At 65.0% G+C, this 20,131-nt stretch carries 17 protein-coding genes and 1 tRNA gene; 5 read left to right on the top strand and 13 right to left on the bottom strand.

Annotation, left to right across the window (positions count from 1 at the left end; all coding sequences use genetic code 11):
• Positions 1–12: 12 nt before the first annotated feature.
• Positions 13–315 carry a hypothetical protein gene (locus L286_RS30030; protein ID WP_007688437.1) on the bottom strand — a complete coding sequence of 101 codons (303 nt, stop codon included), beginning with the start codon at positions 313–315 and terminating at the stop codon, positions 13–15.
• Positions 316–395: 80 nt separating this feature from the next.
• Here L286_RS30030 and L286_RS30035 point away from each other — a divergent pair, with 80 nt between their 5' ends.
• On the top strand, positions 396–3,068 hold the full coding sequence (locus tag L286_RS30035) for a hypothetical protein (protein ID WP_025160705.1): 2,673 nt from the start codon (positions 396–398) through the stop codon (positions 3,066–3,068).
• An 88-nt stretch (positions 3,069–3,156) separates the two neighbouring features.
• Here the strand turns inward: L286_RS30035 and L286_RS30040 are convergent, their stop codons facing one another.
• From L286_RS30040 to L286_RS30065, 6 genes are all read right to left on the bottom strand, one after another.
• Entirely contained in the window at positions 3,157–3,429 is a 273-nt protein-coding gene (locus L286_RS30040; RefSeq protein WP_007688441.1) for a DUF4242 domain-containing protein, read from the bottom strand.
• Positions 3,430–3,531: 102 nt separating this feature from the next.
• Positions 3,532–4,257: an extensin-like domain-containing protein gene (locus tag L286_RS30045; RefSeq protein WP_020821065.1), complete on the bottom strand. Its 726-nt coding sequence runs from the start codon at positions 4,255–4,257 to the stop codon at positions 3,532–3,534.
• Between the two features lie 3 nt (positions 4,258–4,260).
• Positions 4,261–5,022, bottom strand: a complete 762-nt coding sequence (locus tag L286_RS30050; protein WP_037493006.1) for an NUDIX hydrolase — start codon at positions 5,020–5,022, stop codon at positions 4,261–4,263.
• A gap of 105 nt (positions 5,023–5,127) precedes the next feature.
• Positions 5,128–6,570 carry an aldehyde dehydrogenase family protein gene (locus L286_RS30055; protein WP_020821063.1) on the bottom strand — a complete coding sequence of 481 codons (1,443 nt, stop codon included), beginning with the start codon at positions 6,568–6,570 and terminating at the stop codon, positions 5,128–5,130.
• A 42-nt stretch (positions 6,571–6,612) separates the two neighbouring features.
• On the bottom strand, positions 6,613–7,584 hold the full coding sequence (locus L286_RS30060; protein WP_020821062.1) for a hypothetical protein: 972 nt from the start codon (positions 7,582–7,584) through the stop codon (positions 6,613–6,615).
• Positions 7,585–7,624: 40 nt separating this feature from the next.
• Complete coding sequence (locus tag L286_RS30065) at positions 7,625–9,259, bottom strand: GMC family oxidoreductase (protein WP_020821061.1); 1,635 nt, start codon at positions 9,257–9,259, stop codon at positions 7,625–7,627.
• A gap of 287 nt (positions 9,260–9,546) precedes the next feature.
• Here L286_RS30065 and L286_RS30070 point away from each other — a divergent pair, with 287 nt between their 5' ends.
• Positions 9,547–10,356 carry an IclR family transcriptional regulator gene (locus tag L286_RS30070; protein ID WP_233431864.1) on the top strand — a complete coding sequence of 270 codons (810 nt, stop codon included), beginning with the start codon at positions 9,547–9,549 and terminating at the stop codon, positions 10,354–10,356.
• 45 nt (positions 10,357–10,401) lie between these two features.
• Here the strand turns inward: L286_RS30070 and L286_RS30075 are convergent, their stop codons facing one another.
• From L286_RS30075 to L286_RS30095, 5 genes are all read right to left on the bottom strand, one after another.
• Complete coding sequence (locus tag L286_RS30075) at positions 10,402–11,706, bottom strand: spinster family MFS transporter (RefSeq protein ID WP_021223169.1); 1,305 nt, start codon at positions 11,704–11,706, stop codon at positions 10,402–10,404.
• 160 nt (positions 11,707–11,866) lie between these two features.
• Positions 11,867–13,150, bottom strand: coding sequence for a metallophosphoesterase (locus L286_RS30080; protein WP_020821059.1), 1,284 nt, complete (start codon positions 13,148–13,150; stop codon positions 11,867–11,869).
• A gap of 122 nt (positions 13,151–13,272) precedes the next feature.
• On the bottom strand, positions 13,273–15,525 hold the full coding sequence (locus tag L286_RS30085; RefSeq protein WP_233431863.1) for a TonB-dependent receptor: 2,253 nt from the start codon (positions 15,523–15,525) through the stop codon (positions 13,273–13,275).
• 473 nt (positions 15,526–15,998) lie between these two features.
• Complete coding sequence (locus L286_RS30090; RefSeq protein ID WP_020821058.1) at positions 15,999–16,436, bottom strand: acyl-CoA thioesterase; 438 nt, start codon at positions 16,434–16,436, stop codon at positions 15,999–16,001.
• A 2-nt stretch (positions 16,437–16,438) separates the two neighbouring features.
• Entirely contained in the window at positions 16,439–17,119 is a 681-nt protein-coding gene (locus L286_RS30095) for a GntR family transcriptional regulator (protein WP_020821057.1), read from the bottom strand.
• 160 nt (positions 17,120–17,279) lie between these two features.
• On the opposite strand from L286_RS30095, the gene L286_RS30100 reads away from it, so the two are divergent.
• Both L286_RS30100 and L286_RS30105 read left to right on the top strand, forming a co-directional pair.
• Positions 17,280–17,984: a CoA transferase subunit A gene (locus L286_RS30100; protein WP_020821056.1), complete on the top strand. Its 705-nt coding sequence runs from the start codon at positions 17,280–17,282 to the stop codon at positions 17,982–17,984.
• Position 17,985: 1 nt separating this feature from the next.
• The gene (locus L286_RS30105) at positions 17,986–18,621 is read left to right on the top strand and encodes a 3-oxoacid CoA-transferase subunit B (protein WP_013040607.1); all 636 of its coding nucleotides are present in this window, start codon (positions 17,986–17,988) and stop codon (positions 18,619–18,621) included.
• Between the two features lie 252 nt (positions 18,622–18,873).
• Here L286_RS30105 and L286_RS30110 read toward each other — a convergent pair.
• A tRNA-Ala gene (locus L286_RS30110) sits at positions 18,874–18,949 on the bottom strand.
• A gap of 230 nt (positions 18,950–19,179) precedes the next feature.
• Here L286_RS30110 and L286_RS30115 point away from each other — a divergent pair.
• Positions 19,180–20,127, top strand: coding sequence for a DUF2171 domain-containing protein (locus L286_RS30115; protein WP_020821055.1), 948 nt, complete (start codon positions 19,180–19,182; stop codon positions 20,125–20,127).
• Positions 20,128–20,131 lie beyond the last annotated feature (4 nt).

Here is a 20,131-nt window from a genome sequence, read left to right on the forward strand (position 1 = left end):
CAGCCTGACGCGTCAACGTTGCGTAAGGTCGTCGAGCGCGGCGCGCAGCCGCCGCAATATGCGCGGGTCGCCCGGCGCGGCGTCGGCCGCTTCATCGGCCATCGCCATCAGGCCGGTCAGGCCGAAACTGGCCGCCAGCCCCTTCAGCCGCCAGGCGGCAAGCTGCCAGTTCGCATCGCAGCGCGACCGCCCCAGCAGATCGACCTGCCGTTCGGCGCTTTCGATGAAGGCGACGCGCAGATCCTCTATCAGCGGTCTGTCGTCGCCGACAGCGGCGGCAAGAGCGGCATTCAGGGCGCCTGGATCATAGGACATGGGGCCAACGCTATCTGGCTTGCGTTAAGTTTTGGTAACAGGGCATTTTCGTACGCGCAAAAGCTGCTAGGATGGGCCGCATGAACGGGGGCAGCACAATCGTCGAATTCTGGCGGGACAAGGACGCGGCGACCGATGACGCGGCGCGGGCGGACGACGCCCTGCTGTTGAAACAGGCCGTCCTGGACCTGGAGGACGATGGCATGCCCGCGGAAAGCGAAGGCCATGGCATGCGCGCCGCGACCTGGGCGTTGCTCGCCGCCGGCCTTGGCTGGATCGGCTTTTCCGGCTGGGCGACGCTGTCCTCCGGGCAATGGCGCGCCGGGCCTGCGGCGTGGCCGGGGCTGGTTGCGACCATCCTGGTCCCGCTCATCCTGCTGGGCGTCTGCTACCTGCTGCTCTTGCGGAACAGCCGGAGCGAAGCCCGCCGCTATCGCGACACCGCCCGCGCCCTCCGGACGGAGGCCGAACTGCTGGAACTGCGGGTCGCGCGAATCGCCGCCCAGTTGGAAACCGCGCGCCAGAGCATGCAGGACCAGGCGGAACTGCTCGACAGCTATGGCGCCGCCGCCAGCAGCAATATGGAGGCTTCGGCCGAACTGATCGCGAGCCGGGCCAACAGCACCGCCGAACGCGCCGAGGCCGCCGAACGCGCCGGGCTGGCGCTCGTGCAGCGCATGGAGGCGCTGGTCGCCGCCATCCCGGAACTGGAGGATCGCGCAACCCGCATGTCCGCGCAGATCATGGACAATGGTCATGCGCTGGCGGAACGCATCGACATGCTGGAGGCGCGGCTGCATGCGCTGGGCGAGATTTCCGACGACGCCCGCAGCCGGACGCTTTCCGCGACCAAGAGCCTGTCCAGCCAGCTCACCGAACTTCAGGAAGCCACCCGCTCTGCCGCGCAGGAAGTGACCGGCATGGCCGATGTCGCTTCGGGCCGGATCGAGGCGACGACCCAGAGCGCGCGCAAGGCGATGGAGGAGAGCCGGCTCGACATCGAACAGAAGTCGATCCTGCTGAGCGGCCTCGCCGACCGGACAAAGGCGGAAATAGCGGAGACCGCCCAGTCGGTCATCGCCCTGCTGACGCAGGAACTGAACCGCGTCGAGATCGACGTGCTGCACCGCCTGGAAACCACCCATGGGCGGGCGCAGGAAACCATGGCGGCGGTCGATGCCAATCTGACCGCGCAGGCCGCGTCGCTCAAGGCGCTGATCGAGGGCGCGCAGGCCGGCATCGCCGCCACCAGCCAATCCGCCCTTTCCACACTGGCGCGCGACGCCGAGACCGTGGAGGCCGAACTGCGCCGCCGGGTGGAAGCGGCCATTGCGCAAACCCATGAAGGCATCAGGCTGAGCGACGAGAGCATCGCCCGCCACGAGGAGGCGCTGGAGGCGCTGATAGCCCGGTCGCGCGACAGCATCGCCGCCATCGGGGATGACACCGTCGCCCATCTCGCGGACCATGTGGGCGAGATCGAAAGCCGCCTGCACCAGATCAACGATCTGGTCGAGGGCCAGCGGGCGCTTGTCTCCGGCCTGCAAAGCAGCCTGGACGAGGCGGTCGATTCCGCCCAGTCGCGCTTTGCCGCGATGGAACAGTCCGCCCTCGCCCGCAATGAGCGGCTGACCGAAGCGCTGTCGCGCCTGACCGCCGAAACGCAGCGCATCGACGCCGCGCTGGGGGCTGGCGGCATGACCGCCGAAAAGCTGATCGGCAGCGCGGAAACGCTGATGATGGCGCTCGATTCCAGCGTGCGCGAACTCGACGAAACCTTCCCCGCCGCGCTCCAGCGCTTCAACGGGCGGATCGAGACCAGCCGCACCCTGCTCGACAGCGCGGCGCCGGAAATGGAACGGCTGGAGGCGATCTCCGAAGCGCTGCTCGGCCGCACCCAGGAGGCCGAGGAACTGCTGCGCGGACAGGGCCGACGCCTGACCGAATGGCTGGAAAGCACGCAGAGCGGCGTCGACGCCAATCGCGAACTGGTGGAGAAGCTGCGCACCGCGCTCGACAATGCGCATCAGGACGCCACCCGCATCACCGAGGGAGCCGGTCCGCTGCTCGTCACCGCGCTGCTGCGGGTGAAGGACACCGCCGACCAGGCCGCCGAACGCGCTCGCCAGGCGCTGAGCCGCGCCATTCCGGAAGCGGCGGAGGCGCTTGCCGACGCCAGCGAGCAGGCAATGCAGCGCGCCATCGACGAAAAGGTCACGGCCCAGATCGAAATGGTCGCCAGGGTGGCGGAGGAAGCGGTGAAGGCCGCGCATCAGGCATCCGACCGCCTGACGCGCCAGCTGCTGACCATCGCCGACACCAGCGCCAGCGTGGAGGCGCGGATAGAGGAGGCCGAGCGCGCCGCCGAAGACCGCGACCGCGACCATTTCGCGCGACGGTCCGCGCTGATCATCGAATCGCTCAACAGCACGGCCATCGACGTTTCGAAGATCCTGTCCAACGATGTGACGGATTCGGCCTGGTCAGCCTATCTGAAGGGCGACCGCGGCGTCTTCACCCGCCGCGCCGTCAAGCTGTTGGACGCGGGCGAGTCCCGCGAAATCGCCCTGCATTACGACAATGATCCTGAATTCCAGGAGCATGTGAACCGTTATATCCACGATTTTGAATCGATGCTGCGGATCATCCTGTCGGCCCGCGACGGCAATGCGCTGGGCGTGGCGATCCTCTCCTCCGACATGGGCAAGCTCTATGTCGCGCTGGCGCAGGCGATCGAAAGGCTGCGACAATAGGGTTCGGCCCGGCGATCGTTTCGCCGTCGCCTGCTTCCGCGAAGGGGCGCGGCGCGCCTCACCTCCGCCCCGTCCCTTCCCCGACGCATCAGTCCGCCGTCGTCGGATCGATCGTCGCGCATATCCGGGCGATGCTGTTCGCCGGAAACCCCGCCATTTCGGCGTGCCGACGGATCAGTTCCTCGCTGGGCGCGCGATAGACGCAGTAAATCTTGTCGTCCGTCACATAGCTGTGAACCCACTGAATGTCCGGGCCAAGCTGGCGCAGGACATTGCAGGATCCCTGCGACGCGTCCTTGAGCTGATCGGGCGATAATCCACCGACACCCGGCATGTCCCGTTCGATCACGAATTGCGGCATGGCGTCCTCTCCTGCCTGAAAGGCGTGGGGATCATAGACCCTCCATGCCCCATGTTCGAGGGCGATATTGGATTAGGGCTGAATGTCGATGGCCCCAGGCCTTCAACGGCAGGCGCGCCCGCCCCATGCGCCGCGCTCCGCCTGGTCGAGGTGCAGATGGTCGCGATGGGCCGCATTGTAATCGGGCGACAGGACCGTCGAAAACAGCGCGCAGGCGCCGTCGCGGACCTCATGCAGGAAATCCGCTTCCTTCCCCTCTCCCTTCCAGTCCGCCGCGACGCCGATCCGACGGCCATCGGTCAGGATGAAACCCGCCACGTCGATGGCGTCGGCGGTGGCATGCTCGCTGAAATCCCCGGCACTGCGTCCATAGAGGCGGCGACAGCTATAGGCGCCGAAATGCGTGACCTTCCGAACCGCCCGGCCGAAATGGCGCTGGGCGGCGGGCTGGACCACCTGCCATTCCCAGAGCTTGAGCGCCGCCGCAACCGGGCAGGATGGCGCCACCGCCGCCGGCTCCAGCGCGATGGCGCCCTCGGCCGGCGCCAGCCGCACGGCGTCGGCATAGGCGCAACGGCCCTCGCCGCCCGGCTTCATCCGCGCATAGGCGACGCCCGCCCGATCCAGCAGGGCCCGGCATTCGGCTGGACGGGCGGCCAGCATGGTGAGCTTGCGCCCGGTGAAGAGGCCGACGGGCTGGGAGAGGTCTAGGCGCGTCCAGGGAAGATTCTGCGGCTGGCGGGCGACATAGGCATAACCGACCAGGCAAAGGATCAATATCGCCGCGACATGGACCAGGCGGCGCAGGAAGACATGGATTCGTCGCATGGCTCAAGCACGCCGGACCGTCCCCATTGGTTCCGCCGTCACCGGATAGCCGAGATGATCGGGGATGCAGAGATGCGGCTTTCCATCCCGTTCCTCAAGCCAGGGCGTCACGGTTTCGACCGGGATCGACAAGGCGTGGGCGGCCAGATCGTCGAAGCTGGCAAATCGGGCCAGCCGCTCCAGATTGCGCCGCGTCGGAAAGATGACCTGCCCCTCCCCCCGGTCGCAACGCGCCAGCATGTCCGCCGCGCTGCTCCAGAAAAGCGCCACATTCTCTGTCGCATCGACGCTCGCCACTTGTCCTTCGGGCGCCCGGGCGATGTAGAAGCGGGTGTCGAATACCCGCCGCGCCTGATCCAGATGCGCGGGATGCCAGCGGGCGAAGGGCAGCAGCCTATCCAGCGCGATTTCCAGCCCATGGTCGTCGAGTATGTCGCCCAGCCCCGCCCCCGCCGCCAGCGCCCGCCGCATGACGGCGATCCGGTCCGGCCCCGGCGGCGAGGTGAAGGCGATGGCGAGGCCGCTTTCCTCCAGCGTCTCCCGCACGGCGGCGATCCGCGCCGCCGCTTCGTCCAACGGCAGGCCGTCGGCGATCGTCGCGGCCAGGGCATGGTCGCCGGCATCCACCGCGCCGCCCGGAAAGACCAGCGCGCCCGCTGCGAAGGCCATGCTGGATGCGCGCTCCACCATCAGGATTTCCGCGTCCGCGCCGGGGCGGTCGCGCAGGATGACCACCGTCGCGGCGGCGCGGCCTGTGGGAAGCATATCTGTCATGGAACCGGCATAAGCGCCGAAATCGCCGGCGGTAAAGGCCCTTCCGTCGAGCGCGGGGATTGATCGGACCGCGTCGAACCGAATGCCACGGCCGCGTCAGCTTCGCCGGATCACCAGGTTGCGGATTTCGCTCATGTCCTCCATGGCGAAGCGCACGCCTTCGCGCCCCAGCCCGCTGTCCTTGACCCCGCCATAGGGCATGTTGTCGACGCGGTAGCTCGACACGTCGTTGACGACGATGCCGCCGACGTCGAGATGGTCCCACGCCTCCAGCACCTTGTGGATGTCGCGCGTGAACAGCCCGGCCTGAAGCCCGAACTTGCTGTCGTTGACCTCGGCGAGCGCAGCCCTCCAGTCGACGAATTTCGACAGGATGACCACCGGACCGAACGCCTCCTCCCGCACAAGGTCGGTGTCGTGGGGTACGTCTTCGAGCAAGGCGGCTTCCAGCATGTTGCCTTCGCATCCGCCGCCTGCGAGCAGGGTCGCGCCCGCCGCGACCGCATCGTCGATCCAGCCCTTCAGCCGCCCGGCCTCATTGACCGAGATCATGGGGCCAATGAACGTGTCGCGCAGCTTGGGATCGCCGGATTTCAGGGTCCGGACCTTCGCGGCGAGCATGTCGCGGAACCTGTCGTAAATATCCTCGTGGATGATCACGCGTTGCACATGGATGCAACTTTGGCCCGATTGATAATAGCCGCCGAAGATGATCCGCGCCAGCGCATGCTCCAGGTCCGCGTCCTTGTCGACGACGACCGCCGCGTTGCCGCCCAGTTCGAGCACGACCTTCTTCTTGCCCGCCCGCGCCTTCAAGTCCCAGCCCACGTCCGGCGAACCCGTGAAGCTGAGCAGCTTCAGCCGGTCGTCGGTGGTGAACAGGTCGGCGCCCGCTCGCGATGCGGGCAGGATGCTGAACGCGCCCTCCGGCAATATGTCGCATTCGGCGAGCACTTCCCCCATGATGATCGCGCCCAGCGGCGTCAGCGACGCGGGCTTCATCACGAAGGGGCAGCCGATCGCGATGGCCGGGGCGATCTTGTGCGCGGCGAGGTTGAGGGGGAAGTTGAACGGCGAGATGAAGCTGCACGGGCCGATGGGCACGCGCTTCCACATGCCCATATAGCCCCTGGCGCGGGCCGAAATGTCGAGCGGCTGGACCTCGCCATAATTGCGGGTCGCTTCCTCGGCGGCGATGCGGAAGGTGTCGATCAGGCGGCCGACCTCCCCCTCGCTGTCGGCGATGGGCTTGCCCGCCTCGACGCACAGGGCATAGGCGAGTTCGTCGAAGCGCTCCTGAAAGCGGGCGACGCAATGGGCGAGTATGTCTCGCCGTTCGAAGCTCGCCAGCCGCGCCATCGGCTCGGCTGCGCGCACCGTCCCGGCGATGGCTTCGGAAATGATCTCCGGCGTCGCGAGCGCGGTGCGGAAAGCGACCTCCCCGGTGAACTTGTCGGTCACCGCCAGGTCGGCATTGGGCTGCGCCGCCCGGTTGTTGAGATAGAGCGGATAGACGTCTTTGAGCTTCATCACGGCCATTCTCCCATATCCCCGGCGCGCCGCGGATGCTGTTTCCCTTATCTACCGCTGGAGCGCCCGTGCAATCCGGCTGAGATAGAAGACGCGCTCGAACGTGGCGTCGAACGCGACGGGGGTCGACTGGTCGGGCGATCTATACCAGCGGCCGTCCTGCGCCTGGACATCGCATATCCATTGCGTCATGCGCGCGGAAACATCCCTGAACCCGTTGTCCCCGGTCACGGCGAACAGTTCGGCGCAGCCCCAGGCGATCTTGCCGTTGGAGGTCGATTCAGATATTTCCGGATGGCATCCGTTCACGAACGCCAGCAGCTTTTCCGCCGCATCTATCCATTTGCGCTCGCCCGTCAGCAGGTTCATCTGCGCCATCAACGCGAGAGCATATCCGATATACCAATATATCTGCCCGCTTTCCGACCGCCGGACCGTCCAGCCCCTGCCATCCTCCCCCGCCGCCGGCCGCACATATCCCCTTTCAGGCGACCACCGGAAATATAACGCCTCCCTGGGTTCGGGCTGGTCCTCGACAAGGGCGCGAACCAGATCGGCTCCCTTCGCGACGTCATGGCTCCTCCCAGCGGCGAGCAGCGCCGTCAGGGCGCAGCATGTCAGGCCGACATCGACGACCCGCCCCTGTCCGTCGACTAGGACGCCGCCCGTGGTCGGGCAAAGCTGCCGGCTTATGGCGTTCGCCGCCGGAACGGACATGTCGTAGCGACCGGCCAGATGGGCTCCCCAGGTCAGCCACGAATCCCGGTAGATCGGTCCGACCGTCGCGGCCGGATATTGCTCGCCCCCGAACTGCCCGTCCCGGTAGAAGTCCCGCTTTATCTTGCGCGCGACGCGTTCCGCCTCCAGATAGCGGCCGGCGACGGTCAATGTCAGGAGAGCCTTGTAATAGCCGAACAATATGGACTCGCTGCCTTCAAGCTCGCCGCTGTCCGATACGCGCTCGACAAGCCATTTCAGGCCGAGCGATATTGCTTCCTCGCAACGCCGAACGATCTCTGCCAATGATCCTCTCCAGGATTGAGAATGCGTGATGGGGGCTGCCTCACGCCGCCGTCCGGCGGATGAGATCGGCGCCCTTTTCCCCGATCATCAGGGCCGCCGCATTGGTGTTGGAGGACGGCATGGTCGGCATGATGGAGGCGTCCACGACCCGAAGCCGGTCGACCCCCCTGACGCGCAGCCGATCGTCGACCACCGCCCAGTCGTCGCGCCCCATCTTGCACGTGCCGATCGGATGGTAGGAGGTCTGGCCGCTTTGCCGGATATATTCCTTGATCTCCTCATCGGAGGAAGCCGCCGCGCCGGGCCGCAATTCCGTCACGACGAATCTGGAGAGCGCATCCTGCGACGCGATGGTCCGCGCCATCCTGATCCCCGCGGTCAGAACCCGGACATCCTCTTCGTCCTCGAACTGGTTGGGGTAGATGAGGGGCGCGGCATTCGCGTTGGGCGAGGATATGTGGAGATGGCCGCGCGATCGCGGCGACAATTGGACGACGCCTATCGTCAAGCCGGGATGCGGGTCGATCCCCAGATCCTTGCTGTAGGCCATCCGGTCCTGGCCGCTGAAATGGTGAAGCTGGAGCTTCAGGTCGGGCATCGGAGCATCCGGCCGGGACCGCACGATGGCATGCGCCGACGCGAGCGGGGTCGACATCAGCCCCCGGCCCAGGAACAGCCATTCCGCCCCCACCTTCATGCGGAACAGGTAATTGCGGACCAGTTCGTTCAGGCCGGCGGTATTCCTGGCCTTCAGGCTGATGCGGGTTTGCAGGTGATCGATCAAATTCTCGCCGACGCCGGGCAAATGGTGGACGACAGGGATGCCGGCATCTTTGAGGATGAACCCGTTGCCGATCCCGGAAAGCTCCAGCAACTGCGGTGAACCGATCGCGCCTGCACTGACGATGATCTCTCTATCGGCGCGGATAGTCTGTTCCCCGCCGGCGTTCTGCAAGACCACGGCGCTGGCGCTTCCGCCGACGACATCGATCTTCCTGACCCGCGTGTTCGCCAGGACATGCAGGTTCCTGCGCTTCATGGCCGGGGAAAGATAACCGACGGCGGCGCTTTGCCGCCGTCCATAGCGGGTGTTGAACTGCAACGGGCTCGCCCCCTCGATCGACGCGCCGTTATAGTCGGCATTGGCCGCTATGCCGGCCTGCGCGCACGCATCCAGGAACGCGCCGGTGACCGGCAGATCCAGCCTGAGGCGCTCCACCGAAATCGGGCCGCCCCGCCCCCTGTAGCGCGGGTCTCCGCCCTTGAAATTCTCGAATTTCTTGAAGAATGGCAGGACATCGTCATAGCCCCAGCCGATATTGCCCATTTGCCGCCAGCGATCATATTCCTCGCGCAGGCCCCGGATGAAGATGGTGCCGTTGACGGAGCTGGAACCGCCGACGACCTTGCCCCGCGGCCAGCTCAGCCTTCGGCCGTTCAGCGCTGGCACCCCCTCCGTCTCATAGGGCCAGATCACGTCGGTCCGGCGCAGCATCTGCCCGGTCCCCAGCGGAGCCCGCATCCAGAACAGCGTGTCCGGGCCGCCCGCTTCGACGAGCAACACCGAATGTTCCCCGCTTTCGCTGAGCCGGCTGGCGACGACGCATCCCGACGATCCAGCGCCGATCACGATATAATCGTACGAAGTCCGGACATCGTTATGCGCCATGCTCATGCTGGGAATATTCCATTTCGTGCGACCCGCGGCTCAGGCCGGGCCGGATGCAGGCCTGCTGCATCCGGCGCCTCCCCCCACGGTTTAGCTTGAATGATAAGTCATAATAGTTCCATATATCGAAACTGTCAAAGGATTATCGTCGGTATGTCGGAACTTTTAAATTTTCTCGGCATGGCCTATCAGGAGGATGCTTTTGGCCGCTCCAGTTCCTGTGTAATTGCGGAAGCTGGTGCGCGGGTGCCGACAGGCGAATCGGACGCGAGGGGATGGAAGTGGGAAAATCTGTGCCGGCCGAAGACCAGGGATCGATCACGAGGCAGCGTTCCTCCAAATATTCCGACCCCTTCTTCGCCACGACGCTGGAGCGGGGCTTGCGGGTTCTTGCGGCATTCCGCCCGGATGACGCGTGGCTCAGCAATTCGGAGATTTCCGCCCGGACGGGAATGCCGCGATCCTCCGTCTCGCGCCTGACCAACACGCTGGTCCAACTGGGCTATCTGGGCCTCAATGAAAGCGGGTCCTATCGCGTGGGTTCCCAGGTTCTTTCCGTGGCCTATCCGCTGCTGGCGCGGTTCAAGATCCGGCAGATCGCGCGCCCCTTCATGCGCGATTTCGCCGTGCGGGCCGGCGGCAACGTGTCGATCGCCATGTCGAACGACCTCAACGCCATCATGCTGGACGTCACGCGATCGGACGACACGGCGCTGCCCGACTATATTTCCGACATAGGATTTTCCGTACCGCTCTATCGCACCGCCATCGGCCGCGCGATCCTGTCGCTCATGTCGCCGGAGGAGCGCGCCGCGCTTCACCAGCGGACCCTGGAGACTGCCCCGCAACTGGCCGATGGAAAGGCGGAGGCCGACCAGGGCGTGGAGGACTGCAAGACGGACGGTTTCTGCTTCGCCTCGTCCTGGCGGGCCGAAACGCTGGCGGTGGCGGCTCCGCTGCTGCGGACCGCCGATGGGGAATGCCTGGCGCTGGTGTGCGCCGTTCCGGCTTTCCGGACCAATGAGAATGAGATGCGGAACGATGTCGGGCCGCGCCTCGTTTCGCTTGCCGCCCGGATCAGGGCGCTTGCCGGCGGCGCGTAGCAGGAGCCTGGCCGCGCAAGCATTTCCAGGAGCCGTTTCCCGGCTTCAGCCCGACTTCAGTTCGCGATTGAGGCGCAGGCTTGCGCGCCACAGGAAGAAGGCGGGGATCAGGCCCAGCCATGCCGCGCCATAAAGGACATATCGCACGCTTTCGGCCCCGACGGCGGGCTTCAGCATTTCCGACAAGATGCCGAACAGCAGCGGTCCCAGTCCCAGCCCGACCAGATTCTGCATGAACAGAAGTATGGCGCTGGCCATCGCCCGCGCCTCTGGCCGCACGAGCCCGTGCAGGCAGGCGAAGGTCGGGCCGTAATAGGATGCATTGAACACCGTGGGTATGAAGATCAGCACGAGGGCGATATGCCATTCGTCGATCCAATAGCCGAGGAAGAGAATGGGAGCGCCGAGCGCCATGCCGATCACGGGCGTGGTCAGCATATGCCGCTTGTCCACGCGGCCGAAACGGTCCGCCATGTAACCGCCCAGCCAGGTGCCGACGATCCCCGCCGCGCCGATGGCAATGCCAAGCAGCAGCCCCGTTTCTCCCACGCTGAGGCCGTGCGAGCGCTGAAACAGGATCAAGGCCCAGACATTCTTGCCATAGGTGAGGAAGGCCGTGAAAGAGGCCCCGATGGCGAGGTGAAGGAAGGTGCGCGTGCCGAACACCTCCCGCAGGGCGCCGACGACGGTCAGGTCGGCCCCAGGCGCCGGAGGAGCGGCCGCCGGCCGTCTGCGCTCGTCCCGGATCAGGAAGGGCAGGGCCATGGCCATCAGGATGCCGGGAGCCCCCACCAGCATGAACGCGAAGCGCCATCCCCACAGATCGTTGGCGAACCCCCCTATGGCCAGCCCGAACAGGGTGCCGATGGGAATGCCGAGGCCATAGAAGGCGATGGCCGACGAACGCTTCGAAGGTTCGACCGTGGAGCTGATCAACGAGTGCGCCGCCGGGGTGCAGCCCGCCTCCCCTATGCCGACGCCGATGCGGGCGAGCAGGAGCTGGATGAAATTATGGGCCATGCCGCACAGCACCGTCATCCCGGCCCAGGTCGCGAGCGAGATGGAGATCAGCCCGACGCGATTGGTCGTGGGGCGATCGGCGAACCGGGCGATGGGAATACCCAGCACCGTATAGAAAAGCGCGAAGGCCAGGCCCGTCATCAAGCCGATTTGGGTGTCGGACAGCGAAAGATCCCTGGCTATCGGCTCTGCCAGGATGTTGACGATCTGCCGGTCGAGAAAGTTGAAAATATAGACCAGGAGCAATATCCAGAGCATCGTCCGGGCGCCCGACCTGTTCCGCACTTCGGCGGCGGCCGCAGCAGTCGCAACTTGATTGGTTTCATCCACTTTTCTCTCCCGGCGCCAGGGGCGCGGATGTGGCGGCGGGATTGCCCCCGCAGCGCCCATCAAAACTGGCTTCACATGGGGTCGCGACTTCCCGTTTTCTTCGGCGCGTTCGGCCCGGCGCCCGCCATGACTTCCGGAGACTGTCGCTTCGACAGGCCCGTCACTTGCGCCCGTCGCCGCGCGCGGACCGCGCCGGCGCGAAGCGGGCATGGAAATCGTCGAGATCCAGCGCGAATTCGTCGGACGCGATGAACTCCTCGTCCGTGGCAGTCGGCTTTTCCTTTTCCTTGTAGAATGCCGAATAGGTCGGCAGCTTGGAAGCCGTGCTCTTGTAATAGGTGGAGATGGTCTTCACCTGCACGCTGGCTTTCGGGCCCGACAGGTCGAACTGCATCAGCCGCATCCATCCGTCGCCGATCGTCTCGCGCTCGTTCGCTCGCGCGGGCGCGGCGGTCACGAAGGATTGCCGCCGCCCCTGATAGTCCGACAGCACCTGATAGACCTTGTGCCCGAACCTGTTGAGGTCGACGCGATGGGCCTGCCCATATTGGTGGCCGCTGAGCATCAGGAAGATCTGGTCGTTCTGCGACAGGAACTTGTCCCACACGTCCTGCGGATTGTTGTGGACGGGATTGACCGCCTTGAAATCCACGGCGGGATTTTCGCGCCTTTCGCCTGCGCGGTTGAGGAAGCTGTGCGTGCTGACGATGGTGGGCAGGCCGGGGTAGCGCTTGATCACGCCCTCCGCCCATTTCAGCACCGCGTCGGACGGCGCCATCTCGAACCCGATATGCAGGAAGCGGTAGCCGCCCGCATCGAAGAGCTGGGCGCTGTCGGCGCCGCCATTATAGCTGGCGACATACCAGGACTTCTTCCTGAAGAAGGGCGTGTCCGCGCCGAATATGGACGTCCAGTTCTTGAGCCCGCCATAGGCGAGCATGCCGTTGGGCAGGCCCCCCTGGCCTTCCGGCCAGCGTGAATCGGCCCAGTTCGAATCATAGTCGTGATTGCCCGGCACGACCGAGAAGGGCAATTTCCCGGCAATCATCTCATATCCCCGGCGCGCCGTCGGCATTTCGACCGTGAGCACGCGGGAATCCGGATGGATTTGCGGCAGGCTGGTCAGATATGTCTGGATATGCTTGTACCCCTGGGCGGCATATTCCGGGGTCATGCGCTGGCTGGCATGTTGCCAGACATCGCCGAGCGCCGTGGCGAAGGCGATGTCGCCGCCCTGCGATTCCGCGTTCTCCGCGATGTAGCGCATCTGGTCGAAGAAGAGTTCCCGCGCATCGAAGGGAAAGCCCTCCTCGGTCTGATGGCGGTAATCGGTGTAATATTGGGTGTCCGGAATGACGGCGATCGTGAATTTCCCGTCCTCGGCCTGCGCAACCGACGTGCCGACAATGGCAAGCAACAAGATCAGAATGCGTTTGATCGACATGTTCCGGCCTTCCCAAGGCGCTTTCCGGGCCGCCCGGCGCACAGGGCGCCGGACGGATTGGAAAGCCAATTCAGACAATATTCCAGGGCGCCGATTTCCCTGCAAGCGAAGCGGAGCGGGCCTTAGAATTCATACCGCACGCCGCCGCCGAACAGCCGCGGCGACCCGACCAGGCGCTGCGCCAGATTGCGGTCGATCGCATACACCTCGTCAGTGAGGTTGCGGACATAGGCGAATACCGACCAGCCCGCATCCGACGACAGTTCCCCGCGCAATCCGAACAGGGCATATGTCGGCACCCTGGAGGTCGCGACATTGTTCAGGCGCTTGAATTCGGCGCTCTTGTAACGGGCGTCGAACGTGGTCGTGAACTCCAGCCCCCCGCCGAGCTGGAGCTTGTGAACCAGGGATGCGTTGGCGGTGCGATGCGGCGCGGCGGGAAGATCGTTGCCAAGGTTTGCGGCGACCTGAGCGGGCGTGCCCTGGAATTCCGTGATCCTGCTGTCGAGCAGCGTCCCACCCGCTTCCAGGCGGAGGCTGTGCCGATCATTGTCGAACAGGCTCAGTCCGACCTGCAAATCGACGCCGTAGAGGATCGACTTGCCGACATTGATGCGGACGTTCGGCGTGTTGGGCGCAACGATGGTGAATGCCTGCAATTCCGACAGGTCGTAATAGAAACCGTCGACCGATGCATAGAAGCCGGCGGCGGTCGAAACCTTGAAGCCTGCCTCATAGGCCTTGACGTTCTCAGGCTTGAGCGGCAGCGCCTCCACCGCGCTGAAGATCGATGATCCGTCGAAGCCGCCGGCCTTGTAGCCCGTGCCGTAGGACGCGTAGACCTTGATCTCCTCGATCGGCTTGTAGGACAGCGTCAGCCGTCCCGACACATTATTGTCGTGCGCCCGGTTGTCGAAGAACACGGGCACCGCGGGAAAGCGGCTGGCGCCCTGGGAGATGCCATAGGGATTGAGGTCGATCGTCGATCCGGCGAACCGCGCCTTGTCGTCCGTGTAGCGAAGGCCGCCGGTAACGGTGAACTTGTCGGTGATCGGCCATTCGACCTGGCCGAAGACGGCGCGGCTTTTGCGCGTCTGGGTATAATTGGTCCGGACGCGGGTCGCGGCGACATCGGTATAGTCCAGATCGGTCATGAAGTTGACCTTGTCGTTGATCGCATAGACGCCGACCACCCAGTCGATCGGGCCGAGGTCGCCCGCCAGGCGGGCTTCCAGCGACTTCTGCCGCACGCGGTCGTTGAAATCCCAATCGAATACGCGCGCCGGGCCGCCGGTGGCCCCCTCCACGAAGCGCTTGCCATATTGGTAGCCCAGGATGGTGGTGAGCGTGATGTCATCCGTCAGCGGCTGCTCATAGTTCAGCGAACCGCCATGCATCCGGATGTCGCGCATCGGATAGCGGGACGAGTAGAAGGTGTAGGGATCGTTGTCGGGTTCCAGCCAGCCGTTGTTGTTGATGCCCTGGACGCTGTCGGTGATCTGGTTCTCGCCCTTGTCGCGGCTCATGAAGGCCTTGAGCTTCAACTTGCCGCCAGTGGGCATGGTCCAGAGCAGCGTGCCGCGCAGGGCCAGCATGTCGCGGTCGCCCCATCCGCTGCGAGCGCCCGGATCGGGAACCACCGGCGTGCCCGCGAAGACCCGCGTGCCGGCGAGCGAGCCGGCGCCCTTGCCGTTCATGTAACCGCCGCCCCATTCGCGCAGGACGGCGATGCGGGCGGAAATATCCTGCGTGATCGCACCGCCGACCGCGCCTTCGATGCGATAGCGTTCGTAACTGCCCAGTTCGGCCGTCACATAGCCGTCGAGATCCTTGCCCGGATCGCGCGTGAGCACGTTGATCACGCCCGCCGTGCTGTTGCGGCCGTAGAGCGTGCCCTGCGGCCCCTTCAGCACCTCCACGCGCTCCACGTCGAAAAAGGGAAGCGAGAGGAAGAGATTGGACGTCTGGTAGACGTCATCGATATGCAGCGCCGCCGACGAACTGCCGTTCGGGCGATAATCGTCGCTGCCGCCCAGGCCGCGAACCGAAATCACTTTGGACGCGCTGCCCCCGAAGTCGGACGTGATGCTGACGCCGGGCGTCTGCTCCACGATCCCTTCGAAGTCGCTGACGCCGCGCTCCTGGATATATTGGCCGCTGAAGGCCGAGATCGCGGCGGGAACGTCCGACAGGCGCGACGCGCGCTTCTGCGCGGTGACGACGATGTCCTGGCTTGAATCCCTGGGGGCATCGGCGCCGCCCGGAACGGCGTCCGACTGCGCATGGGCCGGCATGGCGCCCACCAGTGCAATCGCGGCCGATGCCGCCGCAAAGACCAGCCTGCCCCGCAAATGAAGATTCGCCCTTTCAGTCATGTCCATCTCCCACTTCCCCTTTATACATTATTCCCTGGCCCCAAGGCGGCCACGCGCATTTCCAGACGGAAAACCGGCGCCGCGCCGACCTTCGGCGGCAATGCGCAAAAAATGCCTTGGCGTTCATCCATAAAATGAACTTTCTATCGTTTATAGTTTCATATATCGAAACTGTCAAAGAGATTTCGACGATATATTAAATTAACATTGCGCATGAAAGCAGGGCAAAGGAGCCGCCGCCCATTGCCTGCCGCGCCCATGGCGCGATCTTCGCTGCCAGCCTGACGAAGCCCCTTCCCGCTTCCGCCGAGAGCATTGCCGTTACATCGGGATCAATGGCGGCGGCGCGCCCTTCAACGTTCCGGCGGCCGTTTTCCGCAGGGCGGATGAACGTTAGTCTCCCTAAAATCGGATGGAGACCAGGGAGCCGCGCTTCCGGGGCTTGTCGGACCTCCACGGCCGCCTTGAAAACCCTATGCCTGCTTCGCCATCCTTGCGGTCAGATCGGCCCTCAGTTCGTCGCGCAGCGGCTTTGCCTGCCCGTCCGTGCGGCATATGATGACCGTATCGCAAGTCGCGATGATGCGGCCGTTCTGGAACATCGCCTGATGGATCGTCCAGCTCGTGCGGCCAAGGCGGCCGAAGCCCGACGCGATATGGACGAGATCGGGAAAATTGCCCTCGCCCAGATAGCTTATGTGGAGGTCGCCAACCACAGTGCGCTCGTTCGACGGCCGGTTGGCCAGGGCGCCGACCTGCCGGTTCAGCATGACGCGGCCGCCCTCGAACAGCGCGGCGAAGGCGACATTGTTGATGTGGCCATTGACGTCCAGGTCCTGGAACCGCGTCTGGAAGTCTCCGCGCACCGGGTAATTGCCGGGGTCGAGCCGCCAGCCTTCCGGTTTGGGCATGATCAGCGCGCCCCCATATGGCCGTCGCTCCGCTGCGCATGCCAATCGGCGATGGCGCCGCGGACATTGTCGACGTGCCGGCGGGCCACCGCCTCCGCCAGCGCCGCATCCTTCTTCATGACGGCGGCCGCCATATCGGCATAGTCGCGGCGCCGGACCTTCTGGAGTTCGGGCATCGAATATTGAACGTGGATGATGTGCATGCCCACGGATGGAAAGAGCCTGCGCAACTCGCGATTGTCGCCGATCCGCAGCAGCACGCGATAAAATTGACGCCGCGCCGTGTTGAAGGCCCCCTCCTCCCGGTCGGCCGCCGCCATGTCGAGGCGCTTCAGCACGTCGCGCAGGGGCTTCCCGTGCAGGCGCTCCACATATCGGCCGGCCGCGGTGCGGGCGGCGAGCGCCGTCATCGCCTCCGCGACGTCGAGCACCTCCATGCTCTCGGCCAGGTCGAGCTTCCGGATCGAGGGCGACCGATTGGCCTCCAGTTCGATGATCCCGCGCACCGACAGATGCTGCATGGCCTCCCGCACCGCGTTACGGCCGACGTCATAGCGAAGCGCGAGGTCCGTTTCCGCAAGCCGCTGGCCGGGGACGAGTTGCCGCTCGTCCAGCCCGGCCAATATGCCCAGGACCACCTTGCGCGCCGTGCCAGCAGGCTCAAACTCCAAACCGGCCTCCATAGGACCCCTCTTGATTGTTCTACAATCATGTTCCATACATGCTTTGGCCGGGAGTGCCTAGCGGCAAGACGGCGCCCGCGATCGCCGCCCCGCATTCCGACGCCCACATATCGCCGCCGCCGATAGCGGCCCCACCTCAGCAGCATGCGAGTCCAACGACATGGCGAGAAAATTTCACGACACGGCCAGCGAGGCTCTTTCGGGCCTGCTTTTCGACGGAATGACCATCGCGGCGGGCGGCTTCGGCCTCTGCGGCATTCCCGAAACGCTGATCGACGAGATCCGCCGCAGCGGCGTCAAGGATCTTACCGTCATTTCGAACAATGCGGGCGTCGACGATTTCGGCCTGGGCCTGCTGTTGCAGAGCCGGCAGGTACGCAAGATGATCTCCTCCTATGTCGGGGAGAATAAGGAGTTCGAACGCCAATATCTGACCGGAGCCCTGGAACTGGAATTCAATCCGCAGGGCACGCTGGCGGAGCGGCTGCGCGCGGGCGGCGCGGGGATCGCCGGCTTCTACACGCGGACGGGCGTCGGGACGATCGTGGCGCAGGGCAAGGAAGAAAAGATATTCGGCGGCGAGCGCTATATCCTGGAGACCGGGCTGACGGCCGACCTTGCCATCGTCAAGGCATGGCGCGGGGACGAGAAGGGCAATCTCGTCTATCGCAAGACGGCGCGCAACTTCAACCCGATGGTGGCGACGTCCAGCCGCGTCACGGTCGCGGAGGTCGAGGAGTTGCTTCCCGCCGGCGCGATGGATCCCGACCATGTCCACACGCCCGGCATTTTCGTGCAGCGCCTGATCATTGCCGAACGGAACGAGAAGCGCATCGAAAAGCGCATCGTGCGCAAGGAGGTTTGACATGCCCTGGACCCGCAACGACATGGCCGCCCGCGCCGCGCGCGAACTGCGCGACGGTTTCTACGTCAATCTGGGCATCGGCATTCCGACCCTGGTCGCCGACAATATTCCCGCAGGCATGGACGTGACGCTGCAGTCGGAAAACGGCATGCTGGGCCTTGGCCCCTATCCCGATGCCGCGCATGTCGACGCCGACATCATCAACGCGGGGAAGGAGACGATCACCGAACTCGCCGGCACCAGCTATGTGTCATCGGCCGACAGTTTCGGCATGATCCGCGGCGGCCATATCGACCTTTCGGTCCTGGGCGCGATGGAGGTCGCGGAAAATGGAGACATCGCCAACTGGATGATCCCCGGCAAGATGGTGAAGGGCATGGGAGGCGCAATGGACCTGGTAGCGGGCGTCCGGCGCATCATCGTGCTGATGGACCATGTCTCGCGGGACGGCACGCCCAAGTTCCGCAAGAGCTGCACCCTTCCCCTGACGGGATCGGCGGTGGTCGACATGCTGATAACCGACCTGGCCGTCTTTGCGCGCGCCGACCGAAGCGCCCGCTTCCGCCTGATCGAATGCGCGCCCGGCGTCGACCTCGATCAGGTCCGTGCCCTCACCGAAGCCGACTTCGACGCATGAGCGCGGCGGATCCGACGATTGCGGACGCCTGAACGGACGGAAAGCGCCGTTTGAGACGGCCTTTCCATCGGCGCGAAGTCCTTTCCGCTTTGACCTGCCGCGCTTGCCCGGCAGATCGGCTTCGCCCGTCCAGCGACATGTGGCGGCGCGGACATGGCTTCCACGCCTGCGCATCGGCACCGATGCGGCAGATGGACGAAAAATCCCCGAATGCCTGCCTGTCGGGTAGGAATCCAGGACTTGTCTGGAAAATGGTGGAGCCGAGGGGGATCGAACCCCTGACCTCGTCATTGCGAACGACGCGCTCTCCCAGCTGAGCTACGGCCCCGTTAAGGAGCGCTGCCTATAAGCGACGGATTGCGGCCATGCAACGGTCTTTTTGCGCAAAAAACGGAGCCGCCCTCCATCGTCCGGCGCGGCCGGTCTGCCGGGGCAAAGGCGGGACATTACTCCTGCGTAACGCCCGGAACGATGCGGCGGCATGCTCATTGGTGCGGTGACGGCATCTCGAGGGACGTCGTGCAGAAGCAGACGCAAAAGCAGACAAGGAGACGGACAATGGGTTACCAAGGCGGACGTCGCTATGGTGACGGCGATCGTAACTGGACGGACTGGGACCGGGATTCCGACCGTTACCGTGCGCGGCGCGACTGGCGGGACGATCGCAGCTATCGATATGGCACGCGCGGCCAGTTCGGCGGGCCGGGATCGGGATATGGCGGGTCGGGCAACCGGCGTCCGGCGGATGATTATGATCCGGACGAACGGGGCTTCCTCGACCGCGCCGGTGACGAGATCCGGAGCTGGTTCGGCGATGAGGAGGCGGAGCGCCGCCGCGAATATGACGATTATTACAACCGCCCCTATGGCGATCCGCGGGACCAGAGCAGCCGGATCGGCTATGCCTCCGCCGCCAATACGGGCCGCTACCTGCCCAATCGCGGCTACGCGCCCTATACCGGCGAACGCAGCGGCTTCGGCAGCGAGGATCATGGCTATCGCGTGCGCGCCTATGGCCCGAACCATGATTATGGCGAGCATCACGACGCCAATTACCATGCCTGGCGCCAGCAGCGGATCGACGAACTGGACCGCGACTATGCCGAATATCAGCGCGAAAACCGCGAACGCTTCAACAATGAGTTCGGCAGTTGGCGCACGCGCCGCGGCGAGCAGCGTCAGGCGGTCCAGCAGGTGCGCGAGCATATGGAAGTCGTCGGCAGCGACGGCGAACATGTCGGCACGGTCGACAAGCTGCGCGGCGACCGCATCATCCTGACCAAGAACGACCAGGAGGCGGGCGGCGTCCATCATTCGATCCCGTCATCCTGGATCCGGTCGGTGGATGCGCAGAAGGTGACGCTGGAAAAGACCGCGGAACAGGCGCAGACCGCATGGCGTACCGAGCGGGAGCAGCAGGCCCTGTTCGGATCGCAGGACGATGACGCCCAGGCCCGTTTCAGCGGGGCTGGCGGTTCGACCTACGAAAAGGGCCGCTACCGATAAGGTC

Source organism: Sphingobium sp. HDIP04, assembly GCF_000445085.1.
Classification (GTDB): Bacteria; Pseudomonadota; Alphaproteobacteria; order Sphingomonadales; family Sphingomonadaceae; genus Sphingobium; species Sphingobium indicum.

Coding starts and splice junctions, on each gene's coding strand:
- L286_RS30030 (WP_007688437.1), bottom strand. CDS start 315: ATGTCCTATGATCCAGGCGCCCTGAATGCCGCTCTTGCCGCCGCTGTC.
- L286_RS30035 (WP_025160705.1), top strand. CDS start 396: ATGAACGGGGGCAGCACAATCGTCGAATTCTGGCGGGACAAGGACGCG.
- L286_RS30040 (WP_007688441.1), bottom strand. CDS start 3,429: ATGCCGCAATTCGTGATCGAACGGGACATGCCGGGTGTCGGTGGATTA.
- L286_RS30045 (WP_020821065.1), bottom strand. CDS start 4,257: ATGCGACGAATCCATGTCTTCCTGCGCCGCCTGGTCCATGTCGCGGCG.
- L286_RS30050 (WP_037493006.1), bottom strand. CDS start 5,022: ATGCTTCCCACAGGCCGCGCCGCCGCGACGGTGGTCATCCTGCGCGAC.
- L286_RS30055 (WP_020821063.1), bottom strand. CDS start 6,570: ATGGCCGTGATGAAGCTCAAAGACGTCTATCCGCTCTATCTCAACAAC.
- L286_RS30065 (WP_020821061.1), bottom strand. CDS start 9,259: ATGAGCATGGCGCATAACGATGTCCGGACTTCGTACGATTATATCGTG.
- L286_RS30080 (WP_020821059.1), bottom strand. CDS start 13,150: ATGTCGATCAAACGCATTCTGATCTTGTTGCTTGCCATTGTCGGCACG.
- L286_RS30085 (WP_233431863.1), bottom strand. CDS start 15,525: ATGACTGAAAGGGCGAATCTTCATTTGCGGGGCAGGCTGGTCTTTGCG.
- L286_RS30090 (WP_020821058.1), bottom strand. CDS start 16,436: ATGCCCAAACCGGAAGGCTGGCGGCTCGACCCCGGCAATTACCCGGTG.
- L286_RS30095 (WP_020821057.1), bottom strand. CDS start 17,119: ATGGAGGCCGGTTTGGAGTTTGAGCCTGCTGGCACGGCGCGCAAGGTG.
- L286_RS30100 (WP_020821056.1), top strand. CDS start 17,280: ATGGCGAGAAAATTTCACGACACGGCCAGCGAGGCTCTTTCGGGCCTG.
- L286_RS30105 (WP_013040607.1), top strand. CDS start 17,986: ATGCCCTGGACCCGCAACGACATGGCCGCCCGCGCCGCGCGCGAACTG.
- L286_RS30115 (WP_020821055.1), top strand. CDS start 19,180: ATGGGTTACCAAGGCGGACGTCGCTATGGTGACGGCGATCGTAACTGG.